The organism is Streptomyces sp. NPDC059355, from assembly GCF_042752335.1.
GTDB lineage: Bacteria > Actinomycetota > Actinomycetes > Streptomycetales > Streptomycetaceae > Streptomyces.
Genome location: NZ_JBHYXN010000076.1, coordinates 1 through 21157 on the forward strand (window position 1 = coordinate 1; position 21157 = coordinate 21157).

At 76.3% G+C, this 21157-nt stretch carries 10 protein-coding genes and 1 pseudogene; 9 read left to right on the forward strand and 2 right to left on the reverse strand.

All coding sequences use genetic code 11. The features are described from left to right. A partial coding sequence (locus ACFXGI_RS37655; protein WP_384717251.1) for a hypothetical protein occupies positions 1–963 on the reverse strand: 963 nt, incomplete at its 3' end. 151 nt (positions 964–1114) lie between these two features. Beyond that, on the reverse strand, positions 1115–2008 hold the full coding sequence (locus tag ACFXGI_RS37660) for a LysR family transcriptional regulator (protein WP_384717254.1): 894 nt from the start codon (positions 2006–2008) through the stop codon (positions 1115–1117). A gap of 1562 nt (positions 2009–3570) precedes the next feature. On the opposite strand from ACFXGI_RS37660, the pseudogene ACFXGI_RS37665 reads away from it, so the two are divergent. The 9 genes and pseudogenes from ACFXGI_RS37665 to ACFXGI_RS37705 form a co-directional block, all read left to right on the forward strand. Further along, a pseudogene (locus ACFXGI_RS37665) lies at positions 3571–5745 on the forward strand (beta-ketoacyl synthase N-terminal-like domain-containing protein); the annotation flags it as partial. A 419-nt stretch (positions 5746–6164) separates the two neighbouring features. Beyond that, positions 6165–10214, forward strand: a complete 4050-nt coding sequence (locus ACFXGI_RS37670) for an SDR family NAD(P)-dependent oxidoreductase (RefSeq protein WP_384717257.1) — start codon at positions 6165–6167, stop codon at positions 10212–10214. Further along, the gene (locus tag ACFXGI_RS37675; RefSeq protein ID WP_384717260.1) at positions 10207–14727 is read left to right on the forward strand and encodes a beta-ketoacyl synthase N-terminal-like domain-containing protein; all 4521 of its coding nucleotides are present in this window, start codon (positions 10207–10209) and stop codon (positions 14725–14727) included. The genes ACFXGI_RS37670 and ACFXGI_RS37675 overlap by 8 nt, the downstream gene beginning before the upstream one ends. Beyond that, the gene (locus tag ACFXGI_RS37680) at positions 14711–15079 is read left to right on the forward strand and encodes an acyl carrier protein (RefSeq protein ID WP_384717263.1); all 369 of its coding nucleotides are present in this window, start codon (positions 14711–14713) and stop codon (positions 15077–15079) included. Before ACFXGI_RS37675 ends, ACFXGI_RS37680 begins: the two co-directional genes overlap by 17 nt. 7 nt (positions 15080–15086) lie before the next feature. Further along, positions 15087–15929 (forward strand): alpha/beta fold hydrolase, encoded by an 843-nt coding sequence (locus ACFXGI_RS37685; RefSeq protein ID WP_384717266.1) that lies wholly within the window; start codon positions 15087–15089, stop codon positions 15927–15929. Then, positions 15926–17089, forward strand: coding sequence for a glycosyltransferase (locus ACFXGI_RS37690; RefSeq protein ID WP_384717269.1), 1164 nt, complete (start codon positions 15926–15928; stop codon positions 17087–17089). Before ACFXGI_RS37685 ends, ACFXGI_RS37690 begins: the two co-directional genes overlap by 4 nt. Further along, positions 17086–19119: a methyltransferase domain-containing protein gene (locus ACFXGI_RS37695; protein ID WP_384717272.1), complete on the forward strand. Its 2034-nt coding sequence runs from the start codon at positions 17086–17088 to the stop codon at positions 19117–19119. The genes ACFXGI_RS37690 and ACFXGI_RS37695 overlap by 4 nt, the downstream gene beginning before the upstream one ends. Then, the gene (locus ACFXGI_RS37700; RefSeq protein ID WP_384717275.1) at positions 19116–20132 is read left to right on the forward strand and encodes a galactokinase; all 1017 of its coding nucleotides are present in this window, start codon (positions 19116–19118) and stop codon (positions 20130–20132) included. The genes ACFXGI_RS37695 and ACFXGI_RS37700 overlap by 4 nt, the downstream gene beginning before the upstream one ends. Before the next feature lie 68 nt (positions 20133–20200). Then, a partial coding sequence (locus ACFXGI_RS37705; RefSeq protein ID WP_384717278.1) for an alkaline phosphatase family protein occupies positions 20201–21157 on the forward strand: 957 nt, incomplete at its 3' end.

Sequence of the window (21157 nt, forward strand, 5' to 3'; positions counted from 1 at the left end):
CGTCGGGGTGGGTGTGGGCGTGGGGGTGGTTCCGCAGCCCGGGGTGGCCTCCGGCGGCAGCGGGACCCGCCAGATCCGGGTGTCGTTCTCCGAGCCGACGAGCAGGCTCGTGCAGTCGAAGTACGTCACCGTCTCGCCCTGCGACTGCGCCGGCAGGGCGACGTCCGCGAGCTTGGTCCCCGCGGTGTCGTACACGGAAGCCGTGTTCGCGCCCAGCGGCCCGCCACTGCGCAGCGTGTACGAGGCGCCCGACGGCGAGAACGCGCCGTCGGTGGTGAAGGCCGGGCCGGGCCGGACCGCGGTGAGCGTGTTGACCTGGCCGCTCTGCGGAGGCAGCGGGGCCTTGTACAACTGGCCCGCCGCGCCGATCAGCTTGCTCGCGATGTACAGCCGTCCGGTGACGGGGTCTGCGAGCAGGGATTCGGCGTCGTGCCGGCCGTCCGCGTAGGCGAACGTGTAGGTCACCGGGGTGACGGTGGCGTCGGCGAGTTCGTCGGGCTCGGCGAAGGAGTGCACGAGGATCTCGGCGCGGCTGCTGAAGTTGTCCCCGATGTCGCCCACCAGGATCACCGGGAGCCCGGCCGCGTCCTTGCCGATCGTGAGCCCTTCCCAGTCGGTGTTGCCCACGCCGGAAAGGGTGTAGGCGGCTTTGAGCCGGCCGGTCGCCTCCGTGCAGTCGACGGCGAAGACCTGGTTGGTGTTGCCGCTGTCGTTGACGGCGTAGAAGACGCCCGGGTGCTTGCGGCTCATGGCGAGCCCGCTGAGTTCGGCCATGCCTCCGGGCAGCGTGCACCTGCGTTCCGGGGCGAGCGCGGCCGCCGCAGGGGCGGCCGCGGGGGCGGTGGCCGGGCCGGTGGCGGCCCCCGCGGGGCCGGCGGTCTGCCATGCGGTGGCCGACAGCACGGTGGCGAGGACCGCGGTCGCGAGGGCGGCGGCCCAGGGGGGTGCGAGGAGTCGAGACATGCACATCATGTGATGGCACATCAGATGGTGACCGCCAGACCCGGCGACCCCCCGTTTGAGCATCGTTCAATGCCGGACCGGCATATCTGGCCGAAACTCGGCGGGTTCCGCCGGCTCCCGATGGCTTCCGGCGACGTCCGACGGCTCCCGGTCAGCGCGCCGGCTCCCGGACGGGGGCGTTGTGGCGGGCGTGCGCGATGAACGCCCGGGCGGCGCGGGTCAGCGGCCGGCGGGCGTGCGCGATGCCCACCGGCCGCAGCAGCGGCGGGGTGAAGGAGCGGATCTCGGCGCGGCTGCCGAAGGCCCTCAGCACCACGTCCCGGTACCAGATGAGGGAGCCGCGGCCGTCGGTCACGCCGGTCACCCAGGCGAGCCGCTCGTCGACTTCGAACGCGGGCACGGGACGGACCCCGAGGCAGCTGAACATCGCCTCCATCTCGGTACGCCGCCCGGTGCCCGGGGTCGGCAGGACCATCGGCAGGCCGTCGAGCAGCCGGAACGGCACCGGGTCGGGCAGGCGGGCACCGAGGGGCGAGACCAGCACCACCTCGCGCTCCTGGATGTGGTGCGTGGAGAGCTCCTTGTCGACCGGCAGGTCGACCAGGGCCAACTCCGACGTCCCGTCCAGGAGTTCCCGGACGAGTGGCTCCCGTCCGTCGTGCTGGTGCAGTCGCACCTGCACGCCGGGGTGGCGCGCCGTGAAGGCCGGGACCAGCTCGGAGGCCAGGTCGAGGGCCAGGGTGGGCGTGGTGACGAGGGTGAGGGTGACCCGCCCGCCCGTGCCGTTCGGGGTCCCGATGTCGTCGATGGCGTCCACCGCGTCGAGCACGGTGCGGGCCAGCCGGACCACCCGGGTGCCTTCGGGCGTGAGGTCCACCCCTCTGCCCCGGCGGGCGAGGAGCTCGACGCCGAGGTCGCGCTCCATGGCCTGGACGGCCCGCGACAGGGCGGACTGGGCAACGAAGACCGAGGCCGCCGCGCCGGTGATGGAACCGCAGTCCGCGACGGCGACGAGATAACGAAGCTGCGCGAGTGTGGGGGTCATGACCGGACGGTAACCGCGTGAGGTTGACCCCGTAAGGGGCGTCATGGTGAACAACTGCACGAATTTCGCCGGGTGTTCATGCTCAGGGGGTGCCGAGGCATACCGGCCGGGCATGAGCCCCGACCCCCGCCGCACCTCGGCCGCCGCTCCGCCGGCGCTTGCCCCGACGGGGAACATCGCAGGTCAGCGGTCCGAAGGGAGCCCGCGGGTGATGCTCGCGGGGTGCCCCGGGGCCGCCCGATATCCCTCCGGTACGTGAAGGACCTTACTCCGCATGGCCGTTGACAGTGCACGGCGGCCACCGCACGATGCATCCCGGCGTCAGGGGAATTGACCACCGTTCAAGCCCGTCCCACCCAGACGGGTCGCCCGGCCACCTGTACCGGCGGGGAACTGCCTGCGCGCGTTCCCCGCTGCCCCCGCTCGGCCCGCTCGCCCCTGCGCCCCCGCCCGCCCCCGCTCACCCCTGTGCCCCCGCAGGCCCCGCACCCGGCTCACCCCGTTCGCCCCTGCGCCCCGGCTTGCCCGGGGGTGCACCGCCACGCCTTGCCCGGCCCTGCGCAACCGGCGACATGTGACACAGCACTCGATGAGGAGCGCCCGTGACCCCCCAGCCCATGCCGTCCCCCCACACCGGCGAGCCGACCCCGCGGTCCGCCGCCCCGCGCGATCTGGTGGTCGCGCTCAGCCCCTTCGAAGAGCCGCAGCCCCGGATCGTGATCGCCGCCGAGCGGGCGGGCAGCCTCGGACTGCTCGACCTCGGCCGGGACCCCGACACCGCGCGGGCCGCCTTCGCGGAGCTCTCCCGGCGGCTCGGCCCCGGTCGGCGCTACGGCGTACGGGTGCCCGCCGGCTGCCCGCTCGGGCCGGAGCAGCTGCCCTCCGAGGTGGACACGGTGCTGCTCGCCGACCCCGCCGAGCACACCCCGCAGCGCGTCGCCGGCTGGGCGGCGGCTCCAGGGCGGCCGCGCGTCTGGGCCGAGGCCACCGGCCCGGCGGAGGCCCGGGCCGCCGTGGCCGCCGGGGCCGGTGCGGTCGTAGCCAAAGGGCACGAGGCCGGTGGCCGGGTGGGCGGGGCCACCACCTTCGTCCTGGTCCAGCAGTTGCTCGCCGACCCCGGCGTCGGCGTGCCCGTCGTGGCCCGGGGCGGGATCGGCCCGCATACGGCGGCCGCGGCCGTCGCGGGCGGAGCCTCGGGGGTGCTGGTCGACGTACAACTGGCCCTGACGACCGAGGGTGAAGCCGGGCTGCCCGTCGAAGTGGCGGCCGCGATCAGGGCGATGGACGGCTCGGAGACCCGGCTGGTCGACGGCCACCGGGTGTACGCGCGGCCCGATCTGCCCTCGCCGCAGGGTCCGGCCGCTGCCCTGCTCGGGGCCCGGGACCTGCGTACGCAGCTGCTGCCCGTCGGCCAGGACGGAGCCGCGGCGGCCCGGCTCGCCGCGCGCCACCGCACGACCGGCGGTGTGCTCCAGGCCGTCCGGGCCGCCGTCACCGGCCATCTGGCGGCCGTGGTGCGCTCCCGGCCGCTCATGGCGGCCCGGCCCGTCGCCCAGGGACCGATGACCCGGGTCAGCGACCAGGCGGCCTTCGCGGAGGCGGTGGCGGCCGCGGGCGGGATCCCGTACCTGGCGCTGGCCGTGATGGAGGGGCCGGACGTACGGCGCCTGCTGGCCGAGACCGCCGAGCGGCTCGGGGACCGGCCCTGGGGCGTGGGCCTGCTCGGCTTCGCCCCGCCCGAACTGCGGCGGGAACAGCTGGCGGCCGTGGCCGGGACCCGGCCGCCGTACGCGATCATCGCCGGCGGCACCCCGGCGCAGGCGGCCCCGCTGGAGGCCGCCGGGACGCTGACCCATCTGCACGTGCCCTCGCCGGGCCTCCTGGAGCGGTATCTCGCGGAAGGGGCGCGGCGGTTCGTGTTCGAGGGGCTTGAGTGCGGCGGCCATGTCGGGCCGCGCGCCTCGTTCCCGCTGTGGGAGGAGCAGATCGAGCGGCTGCTCGCCTGCTGCGAACCGGCCGCCCTGGACGTGCTGTTCGCCGGCGGGATCCACGACGAGCGCTCCGCGGCGATGGCCGTCGCGGCCGCCGCCCCGCTGGCGGAGCGGGGCGCCCGGATCGGCGTACTGATGGGCACGGCCTACCTGTTCACCGAGGAGGCCGTGGCCGCGGGCGCGGTCACCCCCCGGTTCCAGCGGGCGGCGGTGGAGTGCGCGGACACCGTACTGCTGCACACCGCGCCCGGCCATGCCACGCGCTGCGCGGACACGCCGTACGCCCACACCTTCGAGGAGACCCGGCGGCGGCTCGCGCAGGGCGGGACCGAGCCGCGCGAGATGTGGGAGGAGCTGGAGCGGCTGAACCTGGGGCGGCTGCGGATCGCCAGCAAGGGGCTGCGCCGGGGCGAGAGCGCGGAGTTGGAGGCCGTGGACGAGGAACGGCAGTACGCGGAAGGCCTGTTCATGCTGGGCCAGGCCGCCGCCCTGCGTCACGGCACGACGACGGTCGCCGCCCTGCACGCCCAGGTGACCGAAGGCGCGACGGAGTTGCTGGAGCGGCGGGCCCGGGAAATTGCCGCCACGGGCGCCGGGGAAGGGGCCTCCGACGGGGCCGCCGACCCGCTCGACATCGCCATCGTCGGGATGGCCTGCGCCTATCCGGGCGCACCCGATCTCGCCGCGTACTGGGCGCAGATCCTGGCCGGGCGGGACGCGGTGACCGAGGTCCCGGCCGAGCGCTGGGACCCGGCGCTCTACTACGACGCCGACCCGGCGCGGGCCGGCGAGCGCACCCCCTCGCGCTGGGGCGGGTTCCTGGACCCGGTGCCCTTCGACGCCCTCGCGCACGGGATCCCGCCGTCCTCGCTGGCCGGGATCGAGCCGGTGCAGCTGCTGGCCCTGGAGATCTCGGCGCGGGCTCTCGAGGACGCCGGTTACGGCAAGGAGCGGGAGTTCGACCGCTCGCGGACCTCGGTGGTCTTCGGCGCCGAGGCCGGTACCGAGCTGGCGGGCGCGTACGGGCTGCGGGCGCTGCATCCCGCGTACCTCGGGGAGCTGCCGCCCGCCCTGGACGAGCAGCTCCCGCGGCTGACCGAGGACTCCTTCCCCGGGATCCTCGCCAATGTGATCGCGGGCCGGGTGGCCAACCGGCTCGACCTCGGCGGCGCGAACTGCACGGTCGACGCCGCGTGCGCCTCGTCGCTGGCCGCCCTGGACCTGGCCTGTCGCCAACTGAGCGACGGTGACAGCGACATGGTGCTGTGCGGAGGCGCCGACGTGCACAACGGGATCAACGACTACCTGCTGTTCGCCTCGGTCCGCGCCCTGTCGCCGGGCGGGCGCTGCCGGCCCTTCGACGCCGCGGCCGACGGGATCGCGCTCGGCGAGGGCGTGGGCGCGCTGGTGCTGAAGCGGCTCGCGGACGCGGAGCGGGACGGCGACCGGGTGTACGCGGTGGTCAAGGCGGTCGGGGCGTCCAGCGACGGCCGCTCCCTCGGGCTGACCGCGCCGCGGCCGGAGGGGCAGCGGCGGGCGCTGGAGCGGGCCTATGCGCGGGCGGGGATCTCGCCGGGCGAGGTGGGTCTGGTCGAGGCGCACGGTACGGGCACGGTGGTCGGCGACAGCACCGAACTGGGCGTGCTCGGAGCGGTGTTCACCGAGGCCGGGGCCCAGGTGGGCGCGTGTGCGCTGGGCTCGGTGAAATCGCAGCTGGGGCACACCAAGTGCGCGGCGGGTCTGGCCGGGCTGATCAAGGCGGCCCACGCGGTGCATTCGGGGGTCCGGCCGCCGACGCTGCACATCGACCGGCCGAATCCGGCCTGGCAGGCCGAGACCAGCCCGTTCGCCTTCGACACCGAGGCCCGGCCGTGGGCGGTACCGGTGGAGCGGCGAATCGCGGGCGTGAGCGCGTTCGGCTTCGGCGGCACCAACTACCACGCCGTGCTGGCCGGTTACGCGGGAGCCGAGGAGCCGGAGCAGGGCCGGGAGGAGTGGCCGGCGGAGCTGTTCTGCTTCCGCGGCGAGGACCGGCGGGCGGCTGGGCGGGCGATGGCCGGCTCGCGGCGCGGCTGGAGCAGAACGACGCGGCCGGGCGGCCGTGGGCGCTGCGGGACCTGGCCGCGGAGGCGGGCTCCGGCTCGGGGCCGGTGCGGGTGGCGGTCGTGGCCGCCGACCTGGACGAGCTGGCGGCCCGGCTGGAGCGGGCCCGGGGGTTCACCGCGGGTGACGGGGTCCACGTACGGGAGGAGTCGGCGGACCCGGGGCAGGTGGCGTTCCTCTTCCCCGGGCAGGGCAGCCAACGGGTGGGCATGCTGGGCGATTTGTACGCGGCTTTCCCGGGACTCCGGGTCCTGCTCGACGACGCTCCGCGCGCGGTGGTCACGGCCGTCTTCCCGCCGGGGGCGTTCACGGTGCAGGCACGGGCCGCGCAGCGGGCGGCGGTCACGGACACCCGGATCGCCCAGCCCGCGCTGGGGCTGGCGGGCGCGGCGGCGCACCTGCTGCTGGGGCGGCTCGGCGTACGGCCGGACTGCGTGGCGGGGCATTCGTACGGGGAGCTCACCGCCCTGTGGGCGGCCGGGGTGTACGGCACGGCGAGCCTGCTGCGACTGAGCACGCGCCGGGCCGAGGCGATCCTCACGGCCGCGGGGGAGGACCCGGGGTCGATGGCGGCGGTGTTGGCGGCGCCGGAGGAGGTCCGCGAGCTCGCGGAGCGGGCCGGGTGTGTGGTCCCGAACCACAACGCGCCGCGGCAGTGCGCGGTCTCGGGTCCGACGGCGGCGGTCGCGGTGGCCGTGGGGTCGCTGCACGCGGCGGGCATCTCGGCGCAGCCCCTGCCGGTGGCCTGCGCGTTCCACAGCCCGGTGGTCGCGGAGGCGGCGGCCGGGCTGGCAGCCGAGCTGGCCGGGACGGCGGTTGCCGACGCCGCCGTCCCGGTCTGGTCGAACACGACGGCGGCTCCGTACCCGCAGGACGCGGAAGCCGTACGGGGGCTCCTCGCCCGGCAGGTCGCGGAGCCGGTCCGCTTCGTGGACCAGGTGGAGGCCATGTACGCGGCCGGTGTCCGGACCTTCGTGGAAGCGGGCCCGGGCCGGGTCCTGTCGGGCCTGGTGGGCCGGATCCTCGCCGACCGCCCCCATACGGCGGTCCCGCTGGACGTCCCGGGCGAGCACGGGCTGACCCGGCTGGTCACGGCCCTGGCCGAACTGGCCGCCGCCGGCGTCCCGGTCACCCCGGAACCCCTGTTCCGCGGCCGCACCGCCGCCCTTCCGGACCGAGCCCCCCGCCGCCCGGGCTGGCTGGTCGACGGCCACCTGACGCGCACGGCCGCGGGCACCCCGATCCCGGGCGGCCTCCGGCCCGCGATCCGCGTCGGGGCCCCCGCCCGGGCGCCGGAGCCCGCGCCCGCGCCCGCCATGGCATGGCACGCGGCGCCCGCCACCTCCGAGCCGGTACCGGTGCCGGGGGCGGGCCAGACCCCGCATCCCGCCCATGCGGCGGCTGCCCCGCCCGCCCCGGCGGCACGGCACACGGAGCCGGCGGCCTCCACCGCTGCGCATGCGCAGCGCGCGGGGAAGCAGGCGCCCGCCGTGGCGTGGCCCGCAGAACCTGCGGCTCCCCTCGCTTCCGGCCCCGCACCGGGGCCTGTGGGCACCCCTGCCCCGTATGCGGCGACCGGCTCGGCCGGCTCGGCGTCGCCCGCGGCGTACACGGCTTCCGCGACGGCCGTGCCCGGCGCCGTGTGGCACGCGGCACCCACTGCACCGGACGCCGCTCCCGCGCCCGGATACGCGGTGCCCGCGGTGCCGGGGCCCGACCGGCGTCAGGAGGCGGTACTGGAGTACCTGCGCGGCTCGCGCGAGCTGATCGAGGCCCAGAGGGCGGTCCTGCTCGGCTACCTGGGAGCCACCGCGGCCCCGGCCGGGGTACCGGCCGGAGTCGACGACACGGCAGCCCCGACGGCCGCGCAGGCCTGGCCGGGCACCGGCGAGGTCGCCACGAACGGCCAAGGGCCTGCGGGCGGCCCGGGTTGGCCCGATGCCTGGGAGGCCGGCGCGAACGGCAACGGGCCGGCCGGTCTCACAGGCCTCGGACCGCCGCCCGCCCCCACGGGCGCCCCGGCCTGGCCCGGCACCACCGGAGCCGGCGCGAACGGCAACGGGCCGGGCGGCATTGCGGGCCCCGCAGGGTGGGCGGCTCCGACGGGTGCCCCGGTCCGGCCCGGCGCCGGGGAAGCCGGCGTGAACGGCCACGGGCCGGGCGGCGGCGCCGGGGCCGGGGCCGGCGCCGAAGGGGGGCTCGACGGGGCGGAGTCGGCAGGGGACGCCGACGATCCTGCCCCCGCGGGCGACCGAGGTTCTCGGGCGCAGGTCGGGGCCGGGTCCGCGGAGGAGGTGATGGACGCCGTTCTGGAGATCGTGCACACCCGGACCGGATACCCGAGGGACATGCTCGACCCCGAGCTGGACCTGGAGGCGGACCTCTCGATCGACTCCATCAAGCGGGTCGAGATCATCGGCGCCCTGGCCGACAGGATCGGGCTTCCCACCGACCCCGGCGGCTCCGCCGAGTCGGCCGTGGAGGAGCTGTCCCGCATCAAGACCCTGCGCGGCATCGTCGACTGGGTGACCACCCACGCCCCCGGGTCCGATCCGGCCCCGGCAGCGGAAGGCGCAGCCGCAGGACCGGCATCGGCAGCGGCCTCGACACCGCCAACGGCTCAGGTCGCAGCCGGGCCGGCTCCAGGGCCGGCGGCGGCCCCGGCGCCGGTCGGACCCGCTCCGGGTTCGGCTTCGCCGCCGGCCGGATCCGCACCGGCCGCAACGCTTCGGCGGATGCGGGTGGACGAGGTGCCGATCGCGGCGGCCGACGGGGATCCCGGTGCGCTTCGGGGTCTGCGGGTCGGGGTCGTGGAGGACGGCCGGGGGGTGGCTGCCGCGCTCTGCGGGGCTCTGGAGGCGCAGGGGGTCCGCGGAGAAGTACTGGCCCGGGCCGAAGCCGGATTCGACGGCATCGTCGACCTGTCCGCGCTCCGGGCCGGGCAGGAGCCCGTGCTCCCCGCCGCCTTCCCCGGGTACCGGCGTGCCCTCACCGGCGGTGTCCGCCGGCTGATCCTCGGTTCCACCCCCGGCAGCGGCCTGCACGGCTTCGCCCGCAGCGCCGCCCTGGAGTTCCCCGGCACCCTCGTCCGCGCTGTCGACCTCCACCCCAAGGAGGACCCGGGTCGGATCGCGGCCCAGTTGCTCGCGGAGCTGTCCGATCCGGGTGAAGGACTCGCCTCCGTCGGGTACACGGCCGAAGGGCTCCGGATCGCCCGTCGCCCGGTACCGGCGCCGCTCCCCCCGGCGGCCGGCAGCCCGCTCGGGCCCGGGTCCGTCGTCCTGCTGAGCGGCGGGGCACGGGGGATCACTGCGCGGACCGCGGTCGCCTTGGCCCGGGTCACCGGGTGTCACGTCGAGTTGATGGGGCGCACGCCCGAGCCTTCGGGCCAGGGGGACGAGTTCGTGCACGCCGGTGACCGGGTGGCGCTGCGGGCCGCCCTCATCCGCGGCGGGCTGCGCACCCCCGCCGAGATCGAGGCCGCGGCCTCGCGGATCCTGGCCGAGCGGGAGGTACGGGCCACGCTGGCCGCCCTCGCCGGGACCGCCGCGTCCGTCCGGTACCACCGCGCCGACGTCGCCGACGCCGACGCCGTACGGGCCGTCGTGGCCGACGTACGGGCCCGGCACGGACGGCTCGACGGCATCGTGCACGGCGCCGGGACCCTGCGCGACGGTCTGCTCCGCGACAAGGAACCGGACGTGTTCACGGAGGTGTTCACCACCAAGGTGGCCGGGGCCCGGAACCTGGCGGCCGCGGCCGCCGAGCACGGCGCCGCGCCCGCCCCGGCCTTCCTGGCCCTCTTCGGCAGCGTCGCCGGGGTGTACGGCAACCGCGGCCAGAGCGACTACGCCGCCGCGAACGACGCCCTCGACGGGCTCGCCCACACCTGGGCCGACACCTTCCCGGGCCGGGTGCTGTCCGTCGACTGGGGCCCCTGGGCGGCCGAGGCGGGCGGGATGGTCACCCCCGAGCTGGAGCGCGCGTACGCCCGGCGCGGGATCCCGCTCATCTCCCCCGAGGCCGGGACCACCGCGTTCCTCGCCGAACTCGCGCACGGCGGCGACGTACAGGTGGTCCTGATGGCGCAGGAGGGCGCGGGCCATGAGTGAGCGACAGTGGCGCGGCCCCCGGCCGACCGACGCCGCCATCGTCGGGATGGGCGCCGTCTTCCCCGGCGCCGCCGACCTGGCTGCGTACCGGCGCAATCTGTACGCCGGTACGGACTCCATCTCCGAGGTGCCGCCAGGGCGTTGGGACCCCGAGGTGTACTACGACCCGGAAGGCGCCGCCGGGCCCGTGCGCGGGGACCGGTTCTACTGCCGGCGCGGTGGCTTCGTCGACGGGCTGGCGGCCTTCGACCCGACCCGGTTCGGCATCATGCCGACCGCCGTGGAGGGAGCCGAGCCGGACCAGATGCTGGCCCTGCACGCGACGGCCGAGGCGATCGCCGACGCGGGCGGCGAGGACAGGATGCCGGCCGACCGGTCCCGGATCGGGGTGGTGCTGGGGCGCGGCGGGTTCATGGGCGTGGCCACGGCCCGGCTCGACCAGCGGGTGCGTACCGCACACCAGTTGGCGCAGACCTTGCGGGATCTGGCGCCCGAGCTCGGTGAGCGGCGGATCGGCGAGGTGCGGGCCGCCTTCCAGGAGGCACTGGGGCCGGAGCGGCCGGACGCCTCGATCGGGCTGGTGCCGAGCTTCACGGCCGCCCGCACCGCGAACCGGCTGGACTTCCGCGGCCCCGCCTACACGCTCGACGCGGCCTGCGCCTCCTCGCTCCTGGCAGTGGACCAGGCGGTGGGACTGCTGGCGGGCGGGCGGTGCGACGCGGTGGTCGCGGGGGCGGTCCACCACTGCCACATCGCCACGCTGTGGAGCGTGTTCACGCAGCTGCGGGCGCTGAGCCCGAGCGAGCGGATCCGGCCCTTCGACCGGCGGGCGGACGGAACCCTGCTGTCCGAGGGCACGGGCGTGGTGCTGCTGAAGCGTCTCGCGGACGCGGAGCGGGACGGGGACCGGATCTACGCGGTGATCCGCGGCACCGGGGTGGCCGGGGACGGCCGGGCCGCCAGCCTGATGAGCCCGCTGGCCGCCGGTCAGGTACGGGCCCTGGAGCGGGCCTGGCGGGAGGCCCGTCTGGATCCGCGGTCCCCGGGCGCGCTGGGACTGCTGGAGGCGCACGGCACCGGCACGCCCGTGGGGGATGCGGCGGAACTGGACACACTGGCGCAGGTGTTCGGCCCCGCCGAGGTCGCGGGAGGTCCCTGGGTCGGCTTCGGATCGGTGAAGTCCATGGTGGGACACACCATGCAGGCCTCGGGCATGGCCGGGCTGATCAAGGCGGCGCTCGCCGTGTCCGAGGGGGTGCTGCCGCCGACCCTGCACCTGGAGGAGCCGCACGCGGATCTGGCCCGGACCCGGATGCGGCCGGTGACGGCGGCGGAGCCGTGGGAGCGGGGGCCGCAGCCGCGCCGGGCGGGGGTCAACGCCTTCGGCTTCGGCGGGATCAACGCGCACGCGGTCCTGGAGGAGGCCCCGGGTGCCACCGCGCCCGCGGCGCCCGTACGCCGCTTCCTGCCGCTGGGACCCGCGGGCGGGCCGGCGGTGGGGGCCGGTGCGCGCGAGGACGTGCTGCTGCTCGGCGCGGACGGTCCGGCCGAGCTGGCGGAGCTGCTGGCCACCGGGTCGGCGTCCGCGGGCGACGGGCCGTGCCGGCTGGCCGTGGTCGGGCCGACCCCGCAGCGGCGCGCGCTCGCCGCGAAGGCGGTGGAGCGCGGTCGGGCCTGGCGGGGGCGGGGGGACGTGTGGTTCACCCCGGAACCGCTGGGCGGGGGCACGGCGTTCCTGTTCCCGGGCCTGGAGCCGGAGTTCGCACCGGTGCTGGACGATGTCGCGGACCGGATGGGGCTGGAGCGGCCGCGGCTCGGCCGGGGCGCCGAGCTGATGGAACGGGCGCTGGACGCCCTCGCGACGGGCCGGTTCTTCGCGCGGGTCCTGCCGGAACTCGGCGTGACGGCCGCTGTGTCGGCGGGGCACAGTCTCGGCGAGTGGGCGGCGATGGTGGCCGGCGGGATGTACCCGCAGGACGCGGCCGACTCCTTCCTGGACTCGCTGCGGCCGGGGTCGCTGAAGGTCCCGGACCTCGTGTACGCGGCGCTGGGCTGCGGGGCGCGCCGGGCCGAGGCCGCGCTGCACGGCTTGGACGGGGTGGTGGTCAGCCACGACAACTGCCCGCACCAGTCGGTGGTGTGCGGGGACCCGGCGGGGGTCGGACAGGTTCTGGAGCGGCTGCGGCGCGAGGGGGTGCTCGGGCAGGAGCTGCCGTTCCGGTCCGGGTTCCACACGCCGATGTGGGAGCCGTACCTGGGGCAGGTCCGGGCGGCGTTCGCGCGGCTGCCGCTGCACCGGGGTGATCTGCCGGTGTGGTCGGCGACGACCTGCGCGCCGTTCCCGGACGAGCCCGCGCACGTGCGGGAGCTGGTGGTACGGCATCTGCTGGAGCCGGTCCGCTTCCGGGAGCTGACGCTCCGCCTGTACGAGGAGGCGGGGATCCGCACGTTCGTGACGATGGGTCCGGGCAGCCTGCCGGGATTCGTCGAGGACACCCTGCGGGACCGCCCCCACCTCTCGGTGGCGACGTCCTCCCCGCGCCTGTCGGGGCTGGCCGCCCTCCGGCGCACCTGCGCCGCGCTGTGGGCCGAGGGCCACGCCCCGCGCTGGGAGCGCCTGCGCGACCCGGCACCCGCCACCGGCCCCGCCGTACGGGGCCGGCCCGTCGCCCTGGACCTCGGCTCCCCGCTGGTCCACCTCGACGAGGCGGCCCGAACGCGCCTGGGCAGCCTCACGATCGCCCCCCGCCCGGCACCTGCTCCGGCGCCGGAACAGCCGGTACCGCCGTCGGCTCCGGCGGTGGGGCGGCCCGTACCGCCTTCCGCTGCGCGGACGGGCCGGCCCGTGCTGCTTTCCGCGTTGGACGCGGAGTCCGAGGACGCGCGTGAAGGTGCGGGGAGTGCCGGGGGGACCCACCGGCTGCGGGTGTCGCTCGAGGCCATGCCCTGCGTACGCGACCACTGTGTGTACCTGCAGCCCGACGGCTGGCCGGAGGATTCCGACCGGTTTCCCGTCGTGCCGATGACGACCATGCTGGAGCTGGCCGCCGACGCAGCCCGTCGGTACGCCCCGCCGGGCGCGGTCGTGCTGGGGTACGACGACGTACGGGCCATGCGCTGGCTCCCCGCCGCGCCCGCCCTGGACGTCGAGGTCGGTGCCCGCGCCGAAGGCCCCGGACGGATCCGGATCGGGCTGGGCCCGTACGCCTCCGTGGTCGTCCTGCTCGGCCCGGGCCACCCGCGGCCGCCCGCGGCCGACCTCACGCCGCTGGGCGATCCGCGCCCCGCCCCCGTCAGCGCCGAGGCCCTGTACCGGGACCGCTGGATGTTCCACGGGCCGCGCTTCGCCGGGGTCCACGAGGTCCGGTCCGTCGGCTCGGACGGCATCCACGGGGTCCTGCGCGCTCTCCCCGACCCGGGTGCGCTGCTCGACGCCGCCGGGCAGCTGTTCGGGCACTGGATGCAGCTCCGGCTCCCCGTCGACCGGTTGGTGTTCCCGGCCACCGTCGACCGGATCCGCTTCTATGGGCCCCCGCCCCCGCCGCACGCCCTGGTCACGGCCGTGGCCCGGATCCGGGACGTCCGCGACGTCACCGTCCGCGGGGATCTCGAACTTCTTGATCCCGACCATGTGGTGTGGGCCCGGATCGAGGGCTGGACGTACCGCCGCTTCGGGGCCGACGAGCGGGTGTGGCCGATGAAGTTCACCCCCGAGGTGTGCGGGATCGGCGAGCCTCAGCCAGCCGGCTGGTGCCTGGCCCGGCGGCGGTGGACGGATCCCGCCTCGCAGGAGCTCGTGATGCGCCGCTACCTCGGCGCCGCCGAGCGCACGGCGTACGAGCGGCTGGCGCCGCGCGCCCGGGCGCCGTGGCTGCTGGGCCGCATCGCCGCCAAGGACGCACTGCGGCAACGGCTCTGGGACGGCGGGGCCGGGCCCGTGTTCCCGGTGGAGGTCCCGGTCGGCAACGACCCGGCCGGGCGGCCCGTCGCCGAGGGCGCCCTGGCCCGCGGCTTCCGGCTGTCGATCGCGCACAAGGACCGGGTGGCCGTGGCCCTGGCCCACCCCTCCCGCCCCGTCGGCATCGACGTGGAGCCGGTGACCGGGGATCCAGACGCCCTGATCCGGGTCGCCCTCACCCGGGCCGAGCTGCTGCTCGCCGAGGAACTGGCCGCCCGCGAGGGCACCGGGCTGCCGGCCGCCCTCACCGCCCTGTGGTGTGCGAAGGAGGCCGCCGCCAAGGCCCGCGGCACCGGGCTCGGCGGCCGGCCCCGGGACTGGCGGGTCGCGCAGGACCCCGGTTCGGGCGGGCTGCTCGTGCTGTCGCCCGAAGGGCTGCCGCACCCGGTCCGTACCGCCACCCTGCCCGCAGCCGGGTCCGAGGGCCCGACCGGTCCCCACCCCGCGGCCGGTTCCGCCTCGGGCGAGTACCTCGTCGCCTGGACCGCCCACCCCGCGGTCCCCTCCCCCGTCCCCTCCCACCTCACGGAGACCAGCCATGGCCACCACCACTGACGTCCTCGCCGAGATCACCGGCATGCTCGTGGAGATCCTCGGCGACGAGTTCCTTCTCGCGGAGGAGGTCACCATGAGTACGAGCTTCAACGAGGATCTCGCCCTGGAGAGCATCGAGTTCGTCGCCCTCGCCGAGCTGCTGCACGAGCGCTACGGGTCCGGGGTGGACCTGATGGGCTTCCTCGCCGAGAAGGACATGGACGCGATCCTCGCCATGTCGGTCGGCGAACTCGTCACCCACATCAGCCTCATCACCCACGCCTCCCTGGCCCGTACGTCGCCGACGGCGAAAGCGGCCCCGGCAGCGGCGACCGCTCCGGCCGCGACCGCCTCCGCGCCGACGGCCGGCTGAGCCCGCCGTGGCCTTCGTCCCCGCGGGCTCGCTCCGCTTCCACGTCCAGCGGCTCCCGGCCGCCGCCGGGGCCTGCGGCCCGGACCGTCCCGTCGTCGTGTTCCTGCACGGGCTGGTCGTGGACAACCTGTCCTCCTTCTACTGCCCCCTGGGCGTCCCGGTGGCCAGGGCGGGCCACGAGGCCGTCCTCTACGACCTCCGCGGCCACGGCCGTACCGAGCGCCCCGCCACGGGCTACGACAGCCGGACCGCCGTACGGGATCTGGTGTCGCTGCTCGGCGCGCTGGGCCTCGGGCACCGCCCCGTGCACCTGGTCGGCAACAGCTACGGCGGCACCCTGGCCCTCCACGCCGCCCTCGCCCGCCCGGACCTCGTCGCCGGGCTGACCCTGCTGGAACCGCCGCTCGGCGGCGCCTGGGTGGAGAACATGGTGGACACCCTGTCCGCGGCCGCGCTCAGCCTGGAGGACAGCCCGGTCCCCGCCGAGCTGCTCACACTGCGGCTGCGCAAGGCGGCCAACCTCACCTCGATCGCCGACGAGCTGCTGAACCGGACCAGCCTCATCGACGACATCGCGGCGAGCCGCACCTTCACCGCGGCCGACTTCGCCCGGCTGGACTGCCCGGCCCTGATCATCTGCGGAGAGCACTCCGAACTGGTGCCGGGAGCTCGTGAGCTGGCGCGGTACGCGCCGCGCGCCACGATCGAGATCCTTCCCGGCCTCGGCCACGACGTGCTGAAGGAGAGCAGCGGGGTCCTGCGGGAGACCGTGCTCGCCCATCTCGAAGCGACGGCGGCGGGGGCGGTGCGCATCGCGCGTGTCCCGCGGGCGGGAGCGCTGGTCCGATGAGGGTGCTGTTCACGGTCCCGCCGCTCGCCGGGCACGTCAACCCGACGGTGGCGGTCGGCGCCGAACTGGCCGCCCGGGGCCACGAGGTGGCCTGGACCGGCCCGGCCGGGGCACTGGCCCGGCTGCTGCCCGCGCACGCCCGCGTCCTGCCCGCCGGGGACGAGGCCGGCGGCGGCTACGCGGCCCTGCACGAGCGCTGGCGGGACCTGCGCGGGGTCGGGGCGCTGCGCTTCCTGTGGGAGGAGGCACTGGTGCCGTTGGGCCTGGCCATGGTGGCGGGAGTGACGGAGGCCGTGCACTCCTTCGGGCCGGATCTGCTGGTCGCCGACCAGCAGGCGCTGGCCGGCCCGGTGGTCGCCCGCCGGCTCGGGATCCCCTGGGCCACCTCGGCCAGTACGTCGGCCGAGCTGACCCGCCCCTTCGCCGATTTCCCGAAGGTCGGGGAGTGGGTCTCCGGGCAGGTCTCCGGGTTCCTCTCGGCCTGCGGGATGCCGGACGCGGACTGGGATCCGCGGTTCTCCGAGCGGCTGGTGATCGTCTTCTCGACTCCTGAACTCGTCGGCCTCGGGGCTGAGTTCCCTGCCCATCACGCCTTCGTCGGGCCCGCCTTCGGGGCGAGGCCGGCCGCGCCCCACTTCCCGTGGCAGCGGCTGGATCCGGAGCGGCGCAGGGTACTGGTCTCGCTGGGCACCCTCAACCAGGAGGCCGGCGGCCGCTTCTACGCCGTCGTGCTCCGGGCGGCCGAACGGCTCGCCGGCGATGTGCAGTTGGTGCTGGCCGCGCCGGCCTCGCTGGTCGGGCCGGTACCGGGGAACGTACTGGTCCAGGAGCGGGTGCCACAGCTGGAGCTGCTGGCGCACCTGGACGCCGTGGTCAGCCACGGCGGGCACAACACCGTCTGCGAGGCGCTCGCGTACGGGCTGCCGCTGGTGGTCGCGCCGATCCGCGACGACCAGCCGATCGTGGCCCGGCAGGTCGTCGAGGCGGGGGCGGGGGTACGGGTGCGCTTCGGCAGGACCCGGGCCGAGGAACTGTGTGATGCGCTCACGGCCGTGCTGGACGATCCCGGCCATCGCCGGGCCGCCCGGCGGATCCAGGCCTCCTTCGCCGCGGCCGGCGGGGCCGCCGCCGCGGCCGACCGGTTGGAGAAGCTGACATGACCCCGTCCCCCTTCCACCGGGTCCGCTGGACCTCCGCGCTGACCCTGGCCGCGCTCGGCGCGGGTACGGTCCGGGCCCGCCGCCGGCTGCGGGCGATCCCCGTACTGCCCGCTCCCCCGTCCGCGGCCGAGGGGCTGCCGCGTGCCGCGGGGTGGCGTCTGCTGACGGCGCGCGGGGTCGAGGTGGACCCGGCCACGTTCCTGGCGGCCTGCGCGCACGCCGACCGGGAAGGCCTGCGGGTGCTGGACCTGCTGCCGGCCGATCTCGGCGCCGAGCGGGTGCTGGGGCTGCTGCGCCTGGTCGACCCCGGCCGGTACCGCGAGGACCGGCTCGCCGAGGGGCGCGGGGCCGGGTACGCCGTGCTCGTCGCCGAGGAGGTCCTGGCGCGGGCCGGGGCGGACCTGGGCGCAGCGGAACCGGGCCGCCGGGACCTGAGCCCGATCGCCCTCGGCGGAGCGGGACTGGGCCCGACCGGCGAGGAGCCGGGCCGGGCCGGCCTGCTCCGGCCCAGTCCGGACGAGGCGGGTCCGGCCGGGGCCGGCGGACGGGAGCCCGCCGATCTCCTGGCGCTGACCCGGCGTTTGAAGGAGTACGCCGCCGACTCCACGGGCCTGGCGGTCGCCCCCGCACTCTCCGTCGGCCCGGCCGGGGATCCGGCGGGGGCGGTACGGGCGGCCGAGTTGCGGGCCCAGGGGCTGCCGCCCGGGGTGCTGTCCGCCGCACAGCTCGCCGGGCTGGGGCTGCTGGCCGGGCTCGCCCTGCGCCAGGGCCGGTGGGGTGCGGTCGCGGCCGGGCTGTACTGGCTGCAGCCGTACCTGGTGCTCGGCGGGCCGGGCGCCCCGCTGCGTCCCGGCGATCTCCCCGGGGCCACCGCCGCCCGGCCGGCGCGTTCCCTCGGCGCTGCCGTCCGTACGGCCGCCGCGGTCCTGCGTGCGCCCGCCGACGCGGACACCGACGCCGGCACCGCGCGCTCGGCCGCGTACCGGGCCGAACTGGCCTTCGGCACCGACCGGTTCCTGGAACCGCGGCGGACGGACTGCCCCTGGTGCGGCTCGCGGCGGCTCTTCGTACGCGTCCGGGTGCCCGACCTCCTCCAGGGCAAGCCCGGCCGGTTCACCCTGGAGCAGTGCGCGGACTGCCACCACGTCTTCCAGAACCCCCGACTGACCCTGGACGGACTGGAGTTCTACTACCGGGACTTCTACGACGGGCGCGGCGGCGAGGGCGCCGGGACGGTGTTCGGGCGGCTCGGCGACTCGTACCGCAAGCGCGCCGAGATGCTCCGGCCGCACACGGTGGACGCCCCGGCCTCGTGGCTCGACGTCGGGACCGGGCACGGCCACTTCTGCAACGCTGCGCGCGCCGTCTGGCCGGACACCCGCTTCGACGGGCTGGACATGGGCGACGGGGTCGCCGAGGCCGAGCGGCGCGGCTGGGTGGAGACCGGGTTCCAGGGCCAGTTCCCGGAGTTCGCGCAGAAACTGGCCGGCCGGTACGAGGTGGTCAGCATGTACCACTACCTGGAACACACCCGGGATCCGCTGGCCGAGCTGGACACCGCGGCCGCCGTCCTCGCCCCCGGCGGGTTCCTGGCGATCGAGCTTCCCGACCCGCGGTCGCGGATGGCCCGGCTGCTGGGCTCCGCGTGGCTGCCGTGGTTCCAGCCGCAGCACCAGCACCTGATCCCGGCTGCGAACCTGCGCGAGGCGCTGGCCGACCGCGGGTTCACCGTCCTGGCCGAGGAGCACGGCCCCGCCCATCAGGGCAACGACTTCTTCGGCGCGGTGGCCCTGACCACCACCCGGCTGGCGCCGGATCCGGACCGCCCGTGGGCTCCCCCGGCCACGCCCCGCGGGCGGGTGCTGGCGCATGCCGTACGGGCGGCCGCGCTGCCGTGCTTCGCCGGCGCGGCGGCGCTCGACGCGCTGCGGACGGCCCTGGCCCGGCGCACGGACGGCGGCAACGCCTACCGGCTGCTGGCCCGCAGGGACGACGACCGGCTGCCCACGGCGGCCGGGGAGGACCGGTGACGGGGACCCGGGCCGGTGCCGCGACCGACGGCTCGGCGCCCGCCTGCCCCGCGCCGCTCGGCCCGGTCCCGCTCGGCCCGGTCCCGGTCGGCCCGGTCGCCGTCGGCTCCGTCCCCGTCGCTCCCGTGCCGCCGGACCTGGCGCGCCGGGCCACCGCCGATCCGCTGTTCCGGCTCGTGGCCTACGCGCTGGAGGCCGCGCACGGCCGACCGCCGGCCGCCGTCTGGAGTGCCCCCTACGCCTTCCACCTGGGCTCGCCCGGGCTGGTCGCGGCGGCCGGCTGGCCGGTGGCGGCCGCCGCCGCGCCGCGTACGGACGGCCTGGTGCGGCTCAGCTCCCTCGGGCACCCCGCCGACAGCTGCGATCTGCCGCTGACCCCGGGCGGACCGCCGCCCGCAGCCCCCGCCTGGGCCGTCCGCCCGTACGCCCTGCTGCGGGCACTGGCCCGCGCCGGGTACGGGCGCGGCGGTACCGACCTGCACGTCCAGGGCTCGCTCACGGAGGCCGCCGGGCTGGCCACGGCGGAGCCCGCCGACTGTGCGATGGCGCTCGCGGTGGCCGACGTACACACCCCGTCGGGCACGCAACCGGACCGGGACGAGCTGGCCCGGCTGCTGGCGCGGGCGCTGCCGGACGGCGACGACGCGCTGCGGCGGGCGGTGCTGTTCGCCCGGCCCGGTCAGGCCCTGCCTTCGGACGCCGGGGAGGAGGGGCGCCACGTCGACTTCGACCCGGCCGCTTCGGGGAGGCGGCTGGTGCTCCTCGCCGTACGGGGCGAGCCGGCGGAGCGGACTGCCGAGCTGGCCCGGGCGGTGGCCCGCGCCCGCCGGGCCGGGGCGCTGAGCGCCTGGCCTCCCGGGCGGCGGCCGGGGCGGAGCGTGCTGGTGCTGCTGCCCGCGTCGCGCCTGCCGGCGTTACGGGCGGCGGTGGCCGAGGACTTCCGCGGCCGGGGCCGGCCGGTGCCGCGCTTCCTGAACATCGCCGTGGCCGGTGCGGCCCGGCGGGAGGAATGAACCACCCGCGAGGAACGAACACCGACACCCACACCCACACCCAGGAGGAACCTCTCATGCCCTCACCCATGGCCGCCACGAGACGCGGGGCCCGCCGGTCCGCGCTCGTGGCCGCACTCGGCACGCTCTGTCTGCTGGGCGCGTTCACCGTGGCCAACTCGCAGGCCGCCGAGACGGGTTCGGCGGCCGCGCGGACGCCCGCGGCCGCCGACCTGCCGACGTACGACCACGTGGTGGTCGTCGTGTACGAGAACAAGCAGTACGGCGAGATCATCGGCAGCGCGAACGCCCCGTACGTCAACCAGCTCGCGAACGGCGGCGCCGGCCTGACCGGCATGAAGGCGCTGACCCACCCCAGCCAGCCGAACTACTTCAACCTGTTCTCCGGCGCCACCCAGGGCATCACCGGGGACGGCTGCTACACCCCGCAGTCGATGAGTGCGGCCAACCTCGGCCAGGAGCTGATCGCGGCCGGGAAGACGTTCGCCACGTACAACGAGGACCTGCCGGCGGAGGGGTCCACGGCCTGTACCAACGGCCAGTACGCGCAGAAGCACAACCCGTGGTTCGCCTTCAAGAACGTACCCCTCAATACAGGGAAAACCTGGACACAATTCCCGCAGAACAACTTCGGGGCCCTGCCGAACCTGTCCTTCGTCGTACCGAACCAGTGCAACGACATGCACTCGTGCTCGGTGAACACGGGTGACACGTGGACGAGGAACAACATCGACGCGTACGCGCAGTGGGCGAAGTCCAACAACAGCCTGCTGGTGCTGACGTGGGACGAGGACAACTATCTCGGCTCCAACCAGATCGCCACGGTGTTCTACGGGGCGAAGGTGAAGACCGGCAAGTACGCCACGGCCTTCAACCACCACCACCTGCTGCGCACCTTCGAGGACCTGTTCCGCACGACGACGCACGCGGGCAACGCGGCGAGCGTCCAGCCGATCACGGAGGTCTTCGACGGGGCCACGACGCCGACGCCGACGCCCACACCCACCCCCACGCCGACGCCCACA

Coding starts and splice junctions, on each gene's coding strand:
- ACFXGI_RS37660 (WP_384717254.1), bottom strand. CDS start 2,008: ATGACCCCCACACTCGCGCAGCTTCGTTATCTCGTCGCCGTCGCGGAC.
- ACFXGI_RS37680 (WP_384717263.1), top strand. CDS start 14,711: ATGGCCACCACCACTGACGTCCTCGCCGAGATCACCGGCATGCTCGTG.
- ACFXGI_RS37690 (WP_384717269.1), top strand. CDS start 15,926: ATGAGGGTGCTGTTCACGGTCCCGCCGCTCGCCGGGCACGTCAACCCG.
- ACFXGI_RS37675 (WP_384717260.1), top strand. CDS start 10,207: ATGAGTGAGCGACAGTGGCGCGGCCCCCGGCCGACCGACGCCGCCATC.
- ACFXGI_RS37695 (WP_384717272.1), top strand. CDS start 17,086: ATGACCCCGTCCCCCTTCCACCGGGTCCGCTGGACCTCCGCGCTGACC.